We start from the raw sequence: 15,904 nt of genomic DNA, 5'->3' as shown, positions 1-15,904 counted from the left end.
GCCTCCCGGAGATTCCCGGGAGGCACTTTTTTGTGGACAGGTGTCAGAGAATTGCGGGCAATGCGCCGCCGAGCGCCGACGCGACCTCGGCCTCGAGGGCTGCGACGAGCCCTTCCGGCGGCGCCTCACCGCAGACTGCGAGCCAGTTCGCGAGCATCCGGTGTCCACCCTGGGTGAGTACGGACTCGGGGTGGAACTGGACGCCGTGAATCGGCAGTTCGCGGTGGCGCATCGCCATCACGACGCCGCTCTCGGTGTGGGCGGTCACCTCGAGTTCCTCGGGAATGGTGTCCTCGAGAACCGTCAGCGAGTGGTAGCGGGTAGCGGTGAACGGATCGGGCAGCCCGGCCAGGACGCCGACGTCCTTGTGGTGAACCAGACTCGTCTTGCCGTGAAGCAGTTCGGGCGCGCGGTCGACGGTTCCGCCGAAAGCCGCACCGATCGCCTGATGTCCGAGGCAGACGCCGAGCAGCGGGGTCTTGGTGTCGGCGCAGACCTTCACCAGATCCATCGTCGCTCCCGCGCGCTGCGGAGTTCCGGGGCCAGGGCTCAGGAGAATGCCGTCGAACTGCGCTACTGCACCTTCGAGGTCTGCCGTCAGTTGTGGATCGTCGTTGCGCCAGACCACGGCTTCGGTTCCGAGCTGGCCGAGGTACTGCACCAGGTTGAACACAAAGCTGTCGTAGTTGTCGACGACGAGAATCCTCATGAGAGCAGGGTAAACGCCTGTGCTATCCGCCGGTATAGGCGGGGACCGTGATCTGCGACGGCGTTGCCTGCGTGTACCCGAGGCCGAAGCGGGTCGCGTACTGCTTGTAGATCCGAATGCCCGGTTCGGCGGCGAGGGCCGCCTCGAGGCGCGCAACGTCACCGATGGCGCTCATCACGTAGGGCGGGCTGTAGGTACGTCCGTGAAGAAGAAGAGTGTTTCCGATGCACCGCGGCGCCGACGTACTGATGATCCGTTGGTCCTGCATGCCCACCGCTTCGGCCCCGCCGGCCCACAGTGCGTTCAGGACGCTCTGGACGTCCTGCTGATGCACGACGAGGTCGTCCGGGGTGGCGTCGACCGGGTACTTGCCGTCGGCGTTGCGTGGGGCGTCCGTCATCGTGACCACGACGCCGGGGCCGGTCATCTCCGTCAGTCCCGCGTCGGCGGAGATGTTCTTGATGTCACCGAGCGCGGCGGCCACTCCGGCGTCGGACCGAGCCGCGTCTTGCTGCAGCGAATCGAGCTGAGCGGCAAGTTCGTCCCGGTCGGCCGAAACTTTTTCGGCATTGGCCTGGGCGCTGCGGACCAGATCGGAGAGCCTGGTGCTTTCGGTGACCTGCAGCTGGTTTTCCTCGGCGGATCGTTGCGCCGTGGCGACCATCAGACCGGCTACCAGGCAGACGGCAAGTACACCGATGTGCCAGACGGTTCGTGAAGATTCACCCGAAGACACGTGGCTCCTCCCGGATTGTGCAGGTCGGCCGGTGACCAACTGGACACAGCTACGTTAGCGTGTAGGTAACACATGCAGGTCACACCGTAGAGCGAGGACGTCATGCCCAAGTCGAAGGTCCGTAAGAAGAACGACTACACAGTCAACCCGGCAAACCGCACTCCGGTGAAGGTGAAGATGGGTCCGTCGAGCACGTTGTACGTCTCCGTAATGCTCGGATTCATGCTCGTCGGCCTGGCGTGGTTGATTGTGTACTACTTGGCCGCGGATTCGATCACGTGGATGAACGACTTGGGAAACTATAACTTCCTCGTCGGCTTCGGTTTCATGGTTGTCGGCCTTGTCATGACCATGAGATGGCGCTGACCAGCGAGTATCTGATTCGACCCGGATCGTGACCGTCATTCAATTACATGGGTGTCATTCATCCCCATTGTGGATAACTCCTGTGGACAACCTAGGAAGTTATCCACATGCTCGAGGATGAATTTCATCCACAGCCTCGTGACAACGCCACGGAAGTCGTCTCGTGGGCCACTCCGATGGGTGTTGTCTACGCGATGTTCGGCGGCGGAATTGCCCTCGCGATCGCCTCGATAATCGCGCCCACGGAGCCTGCCGGACGCTTCCTGCTCGCCCTCGCGGTGATCGGGCTGTTCGTGATGGGCGGACTCGCCCTGCGTCAGCGTCCCCGCCTGGCTGTGATCGAGGACGCGGGAACCAAGTCGATCGCGGTGCAGCGACTGCGCGCCCGCCACGAGTTCACCCGCGAACAGATCGACCGCGTGCGTCTCGTCCGCTACCCGCGTCTGGGTCGACGCGTCCCGATGCTCGAGATCGACATCGTCGACCGTCCCACCGACACGGAGAAGCTGTTGATCTTCGGACGCTGGGATCTCGGCACGTCGCCTGAGGACGTCCTGGACGTGCTCGCCGTTCACGGTTTAGTGCCGCCCGAGAAGTAAGCGCGGGCTACCTACATGGCCAGTGCCGCGAGGTCCGGTTGCACGATGTCGAGAGCCTGCTGCGGCACCGCGACGGCGTCGCTCGACCATCCCCAGATCGAGTACAGCTCACGGCCGGGGTCGGTGTACCCGTCGCGGCCGTGAAGCACCCGGTAGTTGTCGATGCAGATCATCTCGCCGGCTTCGGCACGGAACATCGGCCCGCTGTCTCGCACGTGGATCACGGCCTCACTCCACTGCTTCACCAGCGGCCACTGCGCTTCTTCCAATTCGCCGGCGATCGGCGCGAGATATGGGTGATACCGAACCTGGTTGCGTCCACTCGACACCGTCCGGGCGATCGGCGCGAATGTGTTCTGCGGGAAGTTCGGTTCCGAATGGTCGATGTCTGTGCTCCAACAGAATTCGGCCAGCTCCGCTGTTGCGGGATCGAAGGCGAGCAACCGCGTCAGTTTGAGCGCATCGATGAGAAACGAGTCACCGCCACTCGGATACGCCGGACGCTTGCACCACAGAAACAGATAGTCGGGCGCGTAATCACCGAACGCAAAACCGTCGTTGTGGGCGGTCATCCGCTCGCCGGAGATGCCGAACGAGCGCTTCCTGCCGCGTTCGTCCACCGGTTGGGTGTCGACGACAGCTGCTTCGGCATCCTGACTCTTGGCACTCGCCTCGAACTGGCGGCCGACGCGAATGCACTTCTCACCGAGCAACTTCGACGCGAAGGCAATGGCATCGTCCTCGGTGTGCAGGCCACCGAAGACCGCGGCCCCGTCGAGAGCGATTGCCGCCCGGACGGCCTCGACCGTCTCCACGCGCCGCGGAACAACACTTGCCAGCGTCAAATCGGAAGAGAACATTCATCACTCCATACGTCGAGTTGGCCAAACGGTTCAACTCGAGCGTAGGAACTCGTCATTTCGACGGCGTAACTCCGGAAACCGATTCGGTTACGGAGCCAGCCTTTCAGATCACTTTGCCCGGGTTCATGATTCCGTGGGGGTCGAGTGCACCCTTGATCGCGTGATGCATCGCGACGACGGCCGGTGACAGTTCTTGCGCCAAGCCGCCCATCTTCAGTAGGCCGACGCCGTGTTCACCGGTGACGGTTCCGCCCAACTCGAGGGCATTGTCGATGATCTCGGCAAAAGCGGCCTGAGCGCGCCTCCGCGCCGCTTCGTCGTCGTGTGGCGTGATCAGCAGCGGATGCAGGTTGCCGTCACCCGCGTGCGCGATGTTCGCGATGTGCGTGTCGTGCCGGGCCGAGATGGCCTCGATGCGCGCCAACATCTCCGGAACCGCCGCCTTTGGGACGCAAATGTCCTCGGTGAGCACCGGGCCGAGCCGCTCGAGGGCGGGGTACGCCAGACGCCGGGCGGAGAACAAGGCGTCGGCTTCCTCCTGATCGGTGGATCTGGCGCTCCAGGTAGCCCCGGAGCGGTTGAAGCAGGCCAACATTCGCTCGGCTTCGGCGTCGCCGATCTCGCCCGGTGTGTCGATGCGGCCGAGCAGGACAACCTCGGCGTCGGCCGAGAGGCCCATGTTCTTCCAGGCATCGACGGCAAGCAGGCACTGCCGATCGATCAGCTCGAGGGCCGACGGCGTGAGACCGTCTGCGGCGACGGCTTCGACGGCCTTGCCCGCAGCGACGATGGAGTCGAAGTATCCGACGATGGTGCGTTCGGGATCGCGCTGAGGACGAAGCTTGACGGTCACCTCGGTGATCACCCCGAGAGTGCCTTCGGAGCCGACCATGAGTGCCGAGAGATCAAACCCAGCCACTCCCTTGGCAGTTCGACGCCCGAGCCGAACCAGCTCACCGGTTCCGGTGACCACCTGCATGCCCAGCACGTAGTCCTTGGTGACGCCGTACTTGACGCAACACAGGCCGCCGGCATTGGTCGCGACGTTGCCGCCGATCGTCGACCAGGGCGCGCTCGCCGGATCGGGCGGATACCAGAGGCCGTGCTCGGCGCACGCGTCGCGGAGGTGATCGTTGACCACTCCGGGTTCGACCACGGCCAAACGCTCGAGGGTGTTGATCTCCTTGATGGCGTTCATCGCGTCGAATGCGATCACGACGCCGCCGGCGACTGCGTTGGCTCCGCCCGACAGACCGGTTCCGGCTCCGCGCGTGACGACGGGCGCACCGTGGGCGATGCACGCCTGCACAACTGTCTGTACCTGCTCGGCTGTGCGCGGGCGGACCACTGCGACCGGCATCTCGTAGGGAGCCCACTCGGCGTCGTCGTGGATGTAGCTCGCCATGATGTCGGGGTCGGTGATCAGTCGATCCGCATCGATCTGCGAGCCGAGCGCCTCGAGGAGTGTCATGTCTCCACGATAGTGACGGCGGCTACACCGCCCCATGTAGATTTACTCCGAGAAACCGGAAACTGTATGGACATTCTCTCCATACTCATCATTGGTCTGACGAGTTGGTCTGACGAGTTGGTCTGACAAGGGAGCGCGGATGCACGAGAACTGGCTACAGCTTCTCCTGGCCGAGGCATCCACCGAGGAACTGATCGAACACCGCGATCAGTTGGCCGCTGGGTCAGGCCCCGAGGTCGCCGCCGAGATCGAGCGAGAAGCCCGATCGGCGCTTCAACTACGAAGTCTCCTGGCTCAGCGCCGACAGCGCGCCACCGAACTCGGGGCACTCAACGACATCGCGTCGCTGCTGACCACGATGCACGATCACCACGCCCTCCTGCAGGAGATCGTGGATCAGGCCAAACGACTACTCGGCGTCGACCTTTCGTACCTTGCTCTCATTCACGACGACATCTTGATCATCGAAGTCACGAGCGGTGCGTACACCTCCCAATTGCTCGGCCTCACGGTTCCCTTCCGCGAAGGTCTGATCGGTCGCGTGGTCGAGAACTCTTCTCCTGCTTGGTCTCCCGACTACCGAAACGATCCCTCGTTTGCACATATCGGACCGGCCGACGACGCAGCACGGGCCGAGAACATGCGCGGCCTGTTGGCCGTTCCGCTGACTTTGAACGGCAAGATCCTGGGTGCCCTCTGCGCGTGCAAGCGTCAGGAGCGTCGATTCGGCAACGAGGAAGTTGCGTTGCTGTCCGCCCTCGCAGCTCATGCCTCGGTAGCCATCGAGAATGCCCGCTCTCTCGAACGCTATCGCGCGACGGTTGCAGAAGTGAATGCAGCGAACACCGAACTTGCCAAGCGCACAGCACTTCTCGAACAGACGCTGACCTGGGATCGTTCGCTCACACAAGTTGTCCTGCGCGGCGGTGGAGTCCGTGAACTCGTGGAGGAAACCTCGGCGTCGACGGGCTCGCCCGTGTTCTTCGTGACCGGAACATCCGAGATCCCACCGGGACTGCAACGGGTCAGCGAGAGCGTGCATCGGGTCTTCGACATCTTTGCCGCTGACCGACGCGAGCAGGAAGTGACGCTCATCGTCGGTGAGCAGTTCCTGTTCGCCACCGAAGTGCGCAGTGCCGGTGACCAACTCGGAGTTCTGTTCCTACTCTCGCGTCATGAACCCACCGCCGCCATGAGATTGGCACTCGAAAGGTCTGCTCCCGCCATTGCGCTGGCACTGGTCGGCGAACGGGCGGCCAGGGAAGCCACCCGTCGAGCACGCGACGCATTTCTGGTCGATCTGATCACCAGGCCAGCGCCGACGCCGGCCGAAGTCACCGGTCAGTTCCGCCTGGCTGGACTCAACCCCGACCGCTCATACACCGTCGTGGTGGCCCGCCCGGCCGACGCCGTCGACCGTGCGCGGCGCAGTATCGAGGAAATTGCATTCCCCTCGGGAACCGTTGTTGCCGAACATGGTTCACGGGTCATCGCACTGATTCCCGGAATGTCACCGGCAGCAGTTGCGAAGGCGTGGGTTCAGCCGGCGGAGAACCCGACCGTCGGAATCGCCGATCCCGCGGTGGGAGCGGAAGCTCTGGCGCGAGCCTATGTCGAGGCACAGCACACCGTCGACGTCCTCGAGACTCTCGGGCGGGCCTCCCACGTGGAGCCGGCAAGTTCACTCGGTATCTACCGAATTCTCCTCAGCCGCACCGGCCGCGAAGAACTCGAATCGCTGACGCAGCGGTCCCTCGGCCCTCTCCTCGAGGAGGAGCAACGACGCGGCGTTCCACTTCTGGACACCCTCGCGTCGTACCTGTCGCACAATTGCAAACATTCTGCGACCGCCACCGCGCTCGCGATTCACGCCAACACTCTGTACCAACGCCTCGAATCGATCGACCGATTGATCGGTACACAGTGGCGTCAGCCGGACCAGGCGCTCGATCTTGCGCTCCTGATCCGGCTTCGTGCCAGTGCGGGGAAACTCGGTCAGATCTGAGCGGTCTTGCTCGATCGCTTGGCCAGCGCCACCACAAGAATTGCGGCACAGAGCATCACGGCGCCCACCACCCACAGGCCTGCCTTGGCATTTCCGGTCACATCGGTGAGCCAGCCGGTGATGTACGGAGCACCGAAGCCCGACGCATTGCCGATCGAGTTGATCATGGCGATACCCGCGGCCGCGCTGGCACCCGTCAGGAACGTGGTGGGCAGGTACCAGAAGACGGGGAGCGCACAGAGGACGCCGACAGCAGTGAGCGAGACCGCAATCATGACGGTAAACGGTGAATCCAGGTACAGCGCAATCGGAATGGATACCGCGCCCAGGAGCGTCGGGGCTGCAACGTGCCACATTCGTTCACCGGTCTTGTCGGAATGGCGGCTCCACAGCACCATCGCGACAGCGCCGATCGCGTAGGGGACGGCCACGATCAGGCCTGTCTCGACGAGCGAGAAATCGGTGTCGAACGTCTGCTTGAATCCCGCGACGATGCTGGGCAGGAAGAAGCTCAAAGCGTAAAGCCCGTAGGTGATTCCGAAGTAGACCAGACCGAAACCGATGACGCGGGGATCACGCAGGGTCTTACCGGCCGACTGGTGACCGGCGTCGCCGAGTTCTTTCTCCTCGTCGGCCATCGACTTCATCAGCCAGGTGCGCTCCTCGAGGGTCAACCACTTTGCGTCGGCGGGACGATCGGTGAGGTAGAACCAGACGACAAACGCCAAGATCACGGCGGGCAGACCCTCGATCAGGTACATCACGCGCCATCCGGCGAGGCCGAACAGTCCGTCGCCGTACTGGATGATGGCGGCCGAGAGCGGGGCACCGAGCGCCGACGAGAGCGGAAGTGTCAGCAGGAACAAGCCCATCAGGCGTACGCGGTACTTCTTCGGGAACCAGAAGGTCAGGTAGAGAAGAACTCCGGGGAAGAAGCCGGCCTCGGCGATGCCCAGCAGAATGCGGAGGAAATAGAGGCTGCCCACGTTAGGCACGAATGCCAGCGCAGCGGCAAGGATGCCCCAGGTGAGCATGATCCGCGCGATCCACAGCCGGGCGCCGAAGCGGTGCAGGGCCAGGTTGCTCGGCACCTCGAACAGCAGGTAGCCGACAAAGAAGAGACCGGACGCAAGGCCGAACATCGTCTCGGTCATCCCGAGGTCGGCGCTCATGGTGAGCTTCGCGAAGGCGATGTTCGTACGATCCAGATAGTTCACGAAATAGAGCAGGATCAAAAAGGGGATCAGTCGTCGCGCTACCTTCTTCACCACGCGAGATTCGATCTCGCTCGGCGCAACCCCACCGTCAGTGGTGGTGCTATCGGTGGAGGTCATGGCAGGGGTACTCCTCGGAAAAGGTCAGCGTTGCTATCTACGAAGTGACTCAAGCCACAGTAGAAGCACGACCGAGCCCAACCTATGTGGACAATCTCTACAGAAGCCGTCTCTGCATGTGCGATTGCTCCCAAAGATCCGGCAGATGATCCCGGGCCGCCAGACGAACGTCCCTGAACAGTCGAAGGCGACAAACCCGTCTGAGCTGGGGGTTTAGAGCTACCAGCACCAAGTCACTGGCTAGTGTTGTCGGCGAAACAGCCAGAGCAAGTGCGGACGCACCGCGTGACTTGAAGGACAGAACATGACGAAGTTGGTTCGGACCACGATGACCCGCCGGTCCTCCACCGCAGTCGCTGCCACCCTCGCGGCGGTCGCTCTATTCGCCTCCGCCTGCGGCAGCGACTCCGACAAGACCGACTCCGACAAGAGCGCTGCCGGCGCCTCGTCCGCTACATCCTCGGCCACCGTCGGCAGGAAGACGCTCGACGCCAAATTCGAGACGAAGTGCGCAAAGGACGGCGGCACGACAGTTATGACACTGCTCGACGCGGAAAATCCCACCTACGGCATGTTGACCGTCTCGGCCATCGTCGATGAATCCGGCACGGTTCAGACTGCTGGAATCGCCGGAAGCGAGGGTGGATCGAACGGTCTGCCGTACACCGCCGGATACGCACCGGGACTGCCCGGCGGATCTGCCAGTGCCAAGCAGAACGGCAATACCTTCGTGGTGACGGGCGAGGGAATCGGCGCCCGGGACAAGGGCAACCCGACGGAGACGTCGAGCTTCGAGATCACGTTCGCCTGCGAGTCCATCATCGGCGGCTGAGCCATAGAACGGCTGGGCCCTAGGATTCTTGCTAGCTGATTCCCAGCTGTTCGCGCAGTTGGACGACGCGGAGCACGATGACTCCGATTGTCACCACGGTGACGGCACCAAAAGCGATCCAGCCGATCCGCACCGCCTTCACGCGGTTCTCACCGGCGCCCAACCACTGCGGGGCGTACAGGAATGCAGCGGCCGTTGCGGCACCTGCCACCAGACCTCCCGCGTGACCCCAGAACGAGATCCCGGGCAGCGAAATGCTGATGATCACATTGATCGCGATCACCGAGATGATCGGGACCGGGCTTCGACGCAAACGCAGGAGAAGAACTGCCTGTGCGCCCATGATGCCGAAGATCGCACCCGACGCCCCAGCAGTCCAGGACAGGGCCGTGAGCGAAGAGAACACCGGCTGGAATGCCATCACCGAGGCGGAACCGCCGAGAAGCGAAACCAGGTAGATGCCGATGTACCTCGAGCGGCCCACCACGATTTCGGTGTCGCGGCCCAGGATGTAGAGGGCGTACATATTGACCGCGAGGTGCAGGATTCCGAAGTGCAGGAACCCGGAGCCGATGAGCCGGAACCAGTCACCGCTGGCGACCAGCCCCGGATTGAGTGCCCAGTTCGCGAAGATCGACGAGCCGACCTGATTGTTCATGATGCTTCGCGACTGCGCGAAGGTGGCGAGGAACGCCAGGACGTTGAGCCCCATTAAGGTGTACGTCACGATCGGGATCGCACGGGCGGGGCTCACGGTGTTTCCGGCGACGCCCCGAACGGGGCGGACATCGCGTTGGCCGGCAGCTACACAGTCAACACATTGGTATCCCACCGCCGCCTCGCGGAGGCAGTCCGGGCACGCCGGACGTCCACAACGATTGCAGGAAAGTGCGGTGGGTCGATCTGGATGGCGGACGCACCGCGGTTGGGGCGGGATGCCCTCACTCGCACCGCCGCCCCAACCGGGGTTCGTCATCTGCTTGTTTTACCTGTTCAGGAGATGGTGATGCTGTTGATCACGACGGGCTCGACCGGACGATCGCCACGATCGACGGCGGTGGAGGAGATAGCGTCGACAACCTTCTTGGAATCGTCGTCGAGAACCTCACCGAAGATGGTGTGGCGACGGTTCAGGTGCGGCGTCGGGCCGGTGGTGATGAAGAACTGCGAGCCGTTGGTTCCCGGGCCTGCGTTGGCCATGGCCAGCAGGTAGGAGCGGTCGAACTGCAGTTCCGGATGGAACTCGTCACCGAACTTGTAGCCCGGGCCGCCGGTGCCGGTTCCGGTGGGGTCGCCACCCTGGATCATGAAGCCGTCGATGACGCGGTGGAAGATGGCACCGTCGTAGAACGGGCCGGTCTTGGTGCCGGCGGCGTTTGCGGTGGTGTACTCCTTCGAGCCGTCGGCGAGGCCGACGAAGTTCTCGACGGTCTTCGGCGCATGGTTGCCGAACAGAGCGATCTTGATGTCGCCGCGGTTCGTGTGCAGCGTTGCGGTTGCGGTCTGATGAGTTGAAGTCACACCACCATCGTGCCATTGCCGGCGTTCTCGCGGATGTCGCCCCGCAAAAGTCTCCCTGTCCTCGCCCCACTGTTATGGCACAGTGAAGTCATGACACGAGTGACCGAGTCCCTCAGCACGCAGTTGCCCGACACCTTCGATCACGCGCGCGCCCGCGTCGAGGACACCTTCGACGAGACTGCCGCCTACCTCGAAGAGACAGCGGCTCGCATCAAAGAGTCCGAGGCAGCCGACAACGCTCGCCGCATCGCTGCGGTGGTCGCCACGTCGGTCGCTCGCGGCGCTGGGCAGGTCGGGTTGTTCCTGGGCCGTCAGGGCAAAGTCCTCGCCAAGAAGGGCGTCGAGCGCGCAAAGGCTATCCCCACGAAGTCCGCGGAACGCACCGAGAAGCCTCGCGGCCGCAAGCGCGTCACGGTGTTCGTCATCGCCGGTGTTGCGGTGATCGGTGGCGCGGTGTTCTTCAAGAGCCGCCGACGCGAGCATCCGCCGGTCGCTTCCGCACCCCCTCGCCTCGAGGAGAACTCGGCCGAGAAGACCGCTTAGTCGAGATACGAAAAGCCCCGGAACAGATTGTGTTCCGGGGCTTTTCGATGTTCACGTTCAGCAGTTGGACGGTGCCGGGACGTTGTTGAAGCGATCGATCATGTATCCGATGGATTCGGGGGTACCCACCAGGTACGGCGTCGCGTGATTGATTGCCAGTCCCGGAATGATCGGGGGCAGTTCGTTGACGGAGAACTGCACCGTTGCACCCTTGCCGCACCAGTCTCGCGCCAGTTGCTGTCCCTGGCCGAACGGAACGATGTCATCGGAGCGGCCATGCTGAATGAGCACGGGCGACTCCGGCGTCAGCTTGCCGATCTTCTGCTCGTCGAGGATTGCCTGCGCCATGGGTAGACGCGCCAGAACCGCGGAGAGTGATTCACCGGAATTGGTGAAGCTCGACGACTGCTGGAAGCCGAACTGCAATCCACTTTCGGCGACGCACTGGTTCTTGGTGGCGGCCAACATCTGTCGGCCGCGATCGTTGATCTCGGCGTCGAGCAGCGGCTGAACCTCGGGGTACTGGGCAAGGATCCCGTTGAGCGCGTATCCGATCACTCCGGTGAGGAACGTGCCGTCGACCTGCTGCAGCGTCGCCGCCAGATCGGCGGGCGGTGCACCTGCGTACGTGCCCTTGAGATCAAGCTCGGGAGCATACGACGGCTTCAATTCCGTTGCGGCAGCGGCAGCTCCACCACCTTGCGAGTAACCCCACAGTCCGATGGGGCCGTCGGCGGGAATGCTCGTGTTCGGGAGTTGCTGAGCGGCTCGCACCGAGTCCAGAACCGCGTGTGCTTCGGCTTCACGGTTGACGTAGGTGTGATCGCCCGGAGTTCCGAGGCCCTCGTAATCGGTGACGACGACGGCAATGCCGTTGAGCAGCAACGTGTTCACCCAGATGGACTCGTAGCCGACCATGACGTCCGTCGGGAACTGGTACTCGATACCGGTGTTGAACAGCTTGGATGGTGCGCATTGATCGCCCTGCCCATGCGTTCCTACCGCTGCGGCAACCAGTGGACGCGCCCCCTGCCCGGTCCACGGGTTCGACGGTTCGAGATAGGTGCCCGTCACGGCAACGGGGGCGCCCTTGGCGTCCTCGCTTCGGTACATGATCTTGGTGGCGGTTGCCGGCCACGCACCGTTCGATCCGGGCACGCTCAGCAGCAGTGGTGACGGCTCACTCTTGATGAGATCTCCGTTGGCACCTGCCGGAAGCTCGACCGGCGGCGTGTAAAAATCTGCCGGCTCCGCCGTTGCGGCAGGGGCCGTCACAGCACCCATGACCAGTGCCGCGACGGAGACCCCGGCCGCCCACCATGCTCTGCTCTTCACGTTTCGATCTCCCCACGTTCGCCTGCGCTGTGGCTTGGCACACAGCGAACGCAGAGTAACACATACCTCACGTAACACTTTTTCGTGAGGTTTTCGCCTTAACAGGCTGAAATACAACCGTTTACGACTACTTCGTGGGCTCCAGATTGGTGGTCAGCAGCGCACGAAGCTTGTCGGTATCAGCCGAGGTCCAGGCCTCGGGGTGCAGGATCTTGGCCCACATGTCCGCTGCATCCTCGCCGTAATTGTGACCGTGCCCGGACGGGACGTCAGCCGAGAAGACCATGTCGAGGGTTACCTGCCAGAAGGTCACGAGAGGAACCCATGTCATTCCCGGATCCACGTCGCGACCCAGCGGTTCTTTGAGCCAATCCGGCTTGTTGAGCAGCAGGTCGAAGGACCACCACGTGATCGGGTCGCTGGCGTGCTGCCAGTACACGATGCGATCGTCGTCCCAGTCCGACTTCAGCTCCAGATCTTCCGGATCACCGGCAAACCGAATTGCCTGGCCACCGTCGATCACCGGCAGAATCTCCGGTGAGCCCGAGTCACGACTGTCCGTGATTTCCTGCCACTGAGCAGTGAAGTTGGGGGTTCCGACCCACAGTGCGCCGTCGACGCGCGTCATCATGTCCTGGGCGCCGGCGAATGCGGCCTGGCCACCGTAGGAGCCGAGGCTCTCACCGAAGACAACCAGTTCGGGACGCGTCTCCACGGGCAGGTCGATCCACTTGGCGTAGACCGCGTTGAAGAGTGCCCGCCCGGCGATCATCGGCGTCTCGCGGTCTGCGATGAAGGCCAACGGACTCGGAAGGAACGAGTACTGCATCGACGCGATCGCCGTGTCCCCGCCCTCGACGTACTCGAACGCCGACGCGACGTCCTCGTTCACCCAACCGCGGCCGGTGGTCGTGACAACTGCGAGGGTTCCGCGGTCGAATCCGCCGGTGCGCTCCAACTCGTCGACGACCCGCTGTGCGACACCGTTGATCGAGTCCGAGGATTCACGTCCGGCATACACCCGGATCGGTTGCTTCGCTTCACGTCCGGTCAATGCAGAGATCTCGGCTGCAGTGGGACCGCTACCCATGAAGGTGCGCCCCTCCTGACCGAGAGAATCCCAAGCCTCGGCGGACATCGGCGAACCGCTCCGCTCTGCAATCATGGGCTGTTCGATGCCGTCCGGTGTTTCGTGATCCGCACCGGAGAAACTCCAGTTCGCGAATGCGATCAGCCCGTTGTACAGCGCACCGTTCACGATGAAGATGCCGAGGGCGAAGATGACGATCAAGCTGCCGACCTTCGCCGCCTCGAGGGGAACGAACCGAAGTGCGACGGCGGTGAGCTTGTTGGTGGTGAAACGAAGACCACGGCCTGCCTCGAGCAGGATGAACCAGATTCCGAGCGAAATCATCAGCACCAGAAGATAATTCGCCTGATTGGCGCGTGGAGCTTCCACGAGATCGCGAACGATTTGCTGCCACCACGAACCGAGGACCAAGAACGTCGGCACCAGAATGACGGCCGCGACCAACAGGATTCGCCAGCCGATCTTCTTGGTGCGATCCGACCACTGCGGTTCGACGCCGCACTTGCGGATCATCCAGGCGACCGTCACGCCGACGCCGTATCCCATCGCGAGCGAGATGCCCGTCGCAACGCCCTGCAGGTACCACGCGCGCGGCAACAGGGACGGACTCATCGACCAGGTGAAGAAGACCAGAGCAAAGGCAAGCCCGACCGGGTGCAGCGTCTTGCAGTAGAGGCGCAGCCGTTCCCACACACGTTTCATGCCGGAATCGTATGCGCCCCGTGCCCGAATCAGGTCACGAAGCGCACACGCGTCCAGTCTGTTTACGGGGCGAAGCGCAAAATCGCGGCAACTGCGCCGCCGCCCGGAATGTCCTCCGCGCGAACAGCGAGCACCCGTGCACCCGTCAGGAGCGCACGACGAGCGATCTCGTCGACGACCCCGTAGGTGCTTCCGTTGGTCGACTCACCGGTCGTGAGAGCGCCCGTCTGGGGATCGAGACTTCCGGGTACGACGGAATCGATGTCGATGAAAACGGTGTCGACCTGTCCGTACGTCGCGGCTGTTGCCACGTCGGCGACGTCGGTTTGAGTGCGACCTTGTTCCGTGCGCACATTGAAGGTGTCCCGCACCGCCGCCAGCTGCTCGGCATGGAAGTCGTCGAGCGCCGGACGCGAACCGTCCGCCACTTCCTGCGTCGACAAGGCTTCCGGGTTTCCCTCGACGGTTTTGTCGACCAGGTGGCGGTACGAATTCACGGAGCGATACACCGACGCGATGGGTTCCGCAGCGGCCAGAATCAAGGGGACGTCACGGCCGGCGAGCACACCGCGGACCTCGTGATCGACTGCGCGGGCGTACTGATTGACGCGCAACTTTCGGCTGTCCGACCCCGACAACCGACCCGCTTCAGTTCGGCTGTTGATCGACGACTTGCCCGCGTGATCCGCAGCATTCTTCGGCATTCCCTGAACACGAACCTCGTCGGCCGGTTGATCGGCGGCGATCTCGATCAGTCGCACCGAACCCTCTGCCAGAGCGAGAACAAACGCCGTCTGGGGGAACGTCACCGAACGGAGCAGCGGCTTGAGATGAAACCGATCGCTGACCGTTTCGAGCGCCTGCAGACGGTTGGGGAGGCGGAAGGTCACCAGACGCTCCGGCGTCGCGTACGTGACCAATGAGCGCGACTGGAAGCGCCAGAAATCGTCGTCGTCGTCGAGCTCTGCGTATTCGGCCTCGAACTGCTTGCGCTCGGCCGGATCCTCCACCGATGCGAGTGCCGAGCGGACCTGGTCCTTGAAGGCTATGCGCGCTTTGTCGTAATCCTGCGGCGCATCTTCAGTCGGAGTAACGATGGTGATGCAGGTGGGCCCCTCCACCTCCGCGAGTGCGGCAATTTCACCGTGGCTGGGAATGTCGTTGTGAAGCACTACGAACCTCCTGAAATTGGATTCTCCTCACGCTACGCCCGGCTGGTTATGACCACTAGACTTTCCGGAGAATTCGGGACGAACGGTCCATAGTGGGCGCGGTTCTGGCCACCCCACTCCGAGCGAACGGCATGTTCATCGCCTCCAGTGCGCCGAAAGTGCCGTTCGCTCAAAAACAGGGGGCACACAAGTCGGGCAAGTCGGGCACCGGCCGGGGCGAGCAGAGATCGGGTACATCGGCATACAAAAACACCCTCCCGGATCCCGGGAGGGTGTTTTCTTACTGTGGAGCCTAGGAGATTCGAACTCCTGACATCTGCCTTGCAAAGGCAGCGCTCTACCAACTGAGCTAAGGCCCCGTTCGGTTTTCTGACCGGAGTCAGAGTACCTAGGTTCTATCCTGTTTCCAAATCGTGCCAAACCTTGTCTCCGCGCTGACTTTTGATCAGCTTGGTGACCCCGAGAGCTACCAGAATTCCGGCCCCGACAAGCAGGAAAACCTTCATTCCAGCAACCCTTCTTCGGCACATGGGAGTGGGCCTAGGAGGACTTGAACCTCCGACCTCTTCATTATCAGTAAAGCGCTCTAACCACCTGAGCTATAGGCCCCTGAACCGATTCCAAAG

The 15,904-nt window shown here is 62.9% G+C and carries 15 protein-coding genes and 2 tRNA genes; 5 read left to right on the top strand and 12 right to left on the bottom strand.

Annotation, left to right across the window (positions count from 1 at the left end):
- Nucleotides 1-43 precede the first annotated feature (43 nt).
- Nucleotides 44-709, bottom strand: coding sequence for an aminodeoxychorismate/anthranilate synthase component II (locus tag GN300_RS11030; RefSeq protein ID WP_003942537.1), 666 nt, complete (start codon nucleotides 707-709; stop codon nucleotides 44-46).
- 22 nt (nucleotides 710-731) lie between these two features.
- A complete protein-coding gene (locus GN300_RS11025) occupies nucleotides 732-1,445 on the bottom strand; it encodes a DUF881 domain-containing protein (protein ID WP_003942461.1) in 714 nt (237 codons plus the stop codon).
- 102 nt (nucleotides 1,446-1,547) lie between these two features.
- On the opposite strand from GN300_RS11025, the gene crgA reads away from it, so the two are divergent.
- On the top strand, nucleotides 1,548-1,811 hold the full coding sequence (gene crgA, locus GN300_RS11020) for a cell division protein CrgA (RefSeq protein ID WP_003942576.1): 264 nt from the start codon (nucleotides 1,548-1,550) through the stop codon (nucleotides 1,809-1,811).
- A 107-nt stretch (nucleotides 1,812-1,918) separates the two neighbouring features.
- Complete coding sequence (locus GN300_RS11015) at nucleotides 1,919-2,410, top strand: PH domain-containing protein (RefSeq protein WP_063315331.1); 492 nt, start codon at nucleotides 1,919-1,921, stop codon at nucleotides 2,408-2,410.
- A gap of 11 nt (nucleotides 2,411-2,421) precedes the next feature.
- On the opposite strand, the gene GN300_RS11010 is transcribed toward GN300_RS11015, so the two are convergent.
- Together GN300_RS11010 and GN300_RS11005 are read right to left on the bottom strand one after the other, a co-directional pair.
- Entirely contained in the window at nucleotides 2,422-3,270 is an 849-nt protein-coding gene (locus tag GN300_RS11010) for a TauD/TfdA family dioxygenase (RefSeq protein WP_063315332.1), read from the bottom strand.
- A 106-nt stretch (nucleotides 3,271-3,376) separates the two neighbouring features.
- The gene (locus tag GN300_RS11005) at nucleotides 3,377-4,744 is read right to left on the bottom strand and encodes an FAD-binding oxidoreductase (protein WP_024487653.1); all 1,368 of its coding nucleotides are present in this window, start codon (nucleotides 4,742-4,744) and stop codon (nucleotides 3,377-3,379) included.
- 139 nt (nucleotides 4,745-4,883) lie between these two features.
- Between GN300_RS11005 and GN300_RS11000 the strand changes: the two genes are divergently transcribed.
- Nucleotides 4,884-6,749: a GAF domain-containing protein gene (locus GN300_RS11000; protein ID WP_063315333.1), complete on the top strand. Its 1,866-nt coding sequence runs from the start codon at nucleotides 4,884-4,886 to the stop codon at nucleotides 6,747-6,749.
- On the opposite strand, the gene GN300_RS10995 is transcribed toward GN300_RS11000, so the two are convergent.
- Complete coding sequence (locus GN300_RS10995) at nucleotides 6,740-8,083, bottom strand: MFS transporter (RefSeq protein ID WP_063315334.1); 1,344 nt, start codon at nucleotides 8,081-8,083, stop codon at nucleotides 6,740-6,742. The genes GN300_RS11000 and GN300_RS10995 overlap by 10 nt on opposite strands.
- A gap of 304 nt (nucleotides 8,084-8,387) precedes the next feature.
- Between GN300_RS10995 and GN300_RS10990 the strand changes: the two genes are divergently transcribed.
- Nucleotides 8,388-8,915, top strand: coding sequence for a lipoprotein LpqH (locus tag GN300_RS10990; RefSeq protein ID WP_063315335.1), 528 nt, complete (start codon nucleotides 8,388-8,390; stop codon nucleotides 8,913-8,915).
- Nucleotides 8,916-8,946: 31 nt separating this feature from the next.
- Here the strand turns inward: GN300_RS10990 and GN300_RS10985 are convergent, their stop codons facing one another.
- Complete coding sequence (locus GN300_RS10985; protein ID WP_063315336.1) at nucleotides 8,947-9,891, bottom strand: rhomboid family intramembrane serine protease; 945 nt, start codon at nucleotides 9,889-9,891, stop codon at nucleotides 8,947-8,949.
- Between the two features lie 17 nt (nucleotides 9,892-9,908).
- The gene (locus tag GN300_RS10980) at nucleotides 9,909-10,436 is read right to left on the bottom strand and encodes a peptidylprolyl isomerase (RefSeq protein WP_007729190.1); all 528 of its coding nucleotides are present in this window, start codon (nucleotides 10,434-10,436) and stop codon (nucleotides 9,909-9,911) included.
- A gap of 90 nt (nucleotides 10,437-10,526) precedes the next feature.
- Here GN300_RS10980 and GN300_RS10975 point away from each other — a divergent pair, with 90 nt between their 5' ends.
- On the top strand, nucleotides 10,527-10,979 hold the full coding sequence (locus GN300_RS10975; RefSeq protein ID WP_042453366.1) for a hypothetical protein: 453 nt from the start codon (nucleotides 10,527-10,529) through the stop codon (nucleotides 10,977-10,979).
- 57 nt (nucleotides 10,980-11,036) lie between these two features.
- On the opposite strand, the gene GN300_RS10970 is transcribed toward GN300_RS10975, so the two are convergent.
- The 5 genes from GN300_RS10970 to GN300_RS10950 all read right to left on the bottom strand — a co-directional run bounded on the left by GN300_RS10970 (nucleotide 11,037) and on the right by GN300_RS10950 (nucleotide 15,887).
- Nucleotides 11,037-12,314, bottom strand: a complete 1,278-nt coding sequence (locus GN300_RS10970) for a lipase family protein (protein WP_063315337.1) — start codon at nucleotides 12,312-12,314, stop codon at nucleotides 11,037-11,039.
- A gap of 127 nt (nucleotides 12,315-12,441) precedes the next feature.
- Nucleotides 12,442-14,106 carry an alpha/beta-hydrolase family protein gene (locus GN300_RS10965; protein ID WP_063315338.1) on the bottom strand — a complete coding sequence of 555 codons (1,665 nt, stop codon included), beginning with the start codon at nucleotides 14,104-14,106 and terminating at the stop codon, nucleotides 12,442-12,444.
- 62 nt (nucleotides 14,107-14,168) lie between these two features.
- Nucleotides 14,169-15,278, bottom strand: coding sequence for a hypothetical protein (locus GN300_RS10960; protein WP_030536714.1), 1,110 nt, complete (start codon nucleotides 15,276-15,278; stop codon nucleotides 14,169-14,171).
- Between the two features lie 286 nt (nucleotides 15,279-15,564).
- A tRNA-Ala gene (locus GN300_RS10955) sits at nucleotides 15,565-15,637 on the bottom strand.
- A gap of 176 nt (nucleotides 15,638-15,813) precedes the next feature.
- Nucleotides 15,814-15,887 (bottom strand) — tRNA-Ile (locus tag GN300_RS10950).
- Nucleotides 15,888-15,904: the final 17 nt, after the last annotated feature.

It is taken from the genome of Rhodococcus sp. Ni2 (genome assembly GCF_021352185.1).
GTDB classification, from domain to species: domain Bacteria; phylum Actinomycetota; class Actinomycetes; order Mycobacteriales; family Mycobacteriaceae; genus Rhodococcus_F; species Rhodococcus_F qingshengii.
Note: the sequence above shows the minus strand (reverse complement) of the source record. Positions and strands in the feature narration are given on the sequence as shown.

What these genes read in the sequence shown, in the direction of transcription:
- GN300_RS11030 (WP_003942537.1), bottom strand. Translation starts at nt 709, where the DNA reads ATGAGGATTCTCGTCGTCGACAACTACGACAGCTTTGTGTTCAACCTG.
- crgA (WP_003942576.1), top strand. Translation starts at nt 1,548, where the DNA reads ATGCCCAAGTCGAAGGTCCGTAAGAAGAACGACTACACAGTCAACCCG.
- GN300_RS11015 (WP_063315331.1), top strand. Translation starts at nt 1,919, where the DNA reads ATGCTCGAGGATGAATTTCATCCACAGCCTCGTGACAACGCCACGGAA.
- GN300_RS11010 (WP_063315332.1), bottom strand. Translation starts at nt 3,270, where the DNA reads ATGTTCTCTTCCGATTTGACGCTGGCAAGTGTTGTTCCGCGGCGCGTG.
- GN300_RS11005 (WP_024487653.1), bottom strand. Translation starts at nt 4,744, where the DNA reads ATGACACTCCTCGAGGCGCTCGGCTCGCAGATCGATGCGGATCGACTG.
- GN300_RS11000 (WP_063315333.1), top strand. Translation starts at nt 4,884, where the DNA reads ATGCACGAGAACTGGCTACAGCTTCTCCTGGCCGAGGCATCCACCGAG.
- GN300_RS10995 (WP_063315334.1), bottom strand. Translation starts at nt 8,083, where the DNA reads ATGACCTCCACCGATAGCACCACCACTGACGGTGGGGTTGCGCCGAGC.
- GN300_RS10990 (WP_063315335.1), top strand. Translation starts at nt 8,388, where the DNA reads ATGACGAAGTTGGTTCGGACCACGATGACCCGCCGGTCCTCCACCGCA.
- GN300_RS10985 (WP_063315336.1), bottom strand. Translation starts at nt 9,891, where the DNA reads ATGACGAACCCCGGTTGGGGCGGCGGTGCGAGTGAGGGCATCCCGCCC.
- GN300_RS10975 (WP_042453366.1), top strand. Translation starts at nt 10,527, where the DNA reads ATGACACGAGTGACCGAGTCCCTCAGCACGCAGTTGCCCGACACCTTC.
- GN300_RS10965 (WP_063315338.1), bottom strand. Translation starts at nt 14,106, where the DNA reads ATGAAACGTGTGTGGGAACGGCTGCGCCTCTACTGCAAGACGCTGCAC.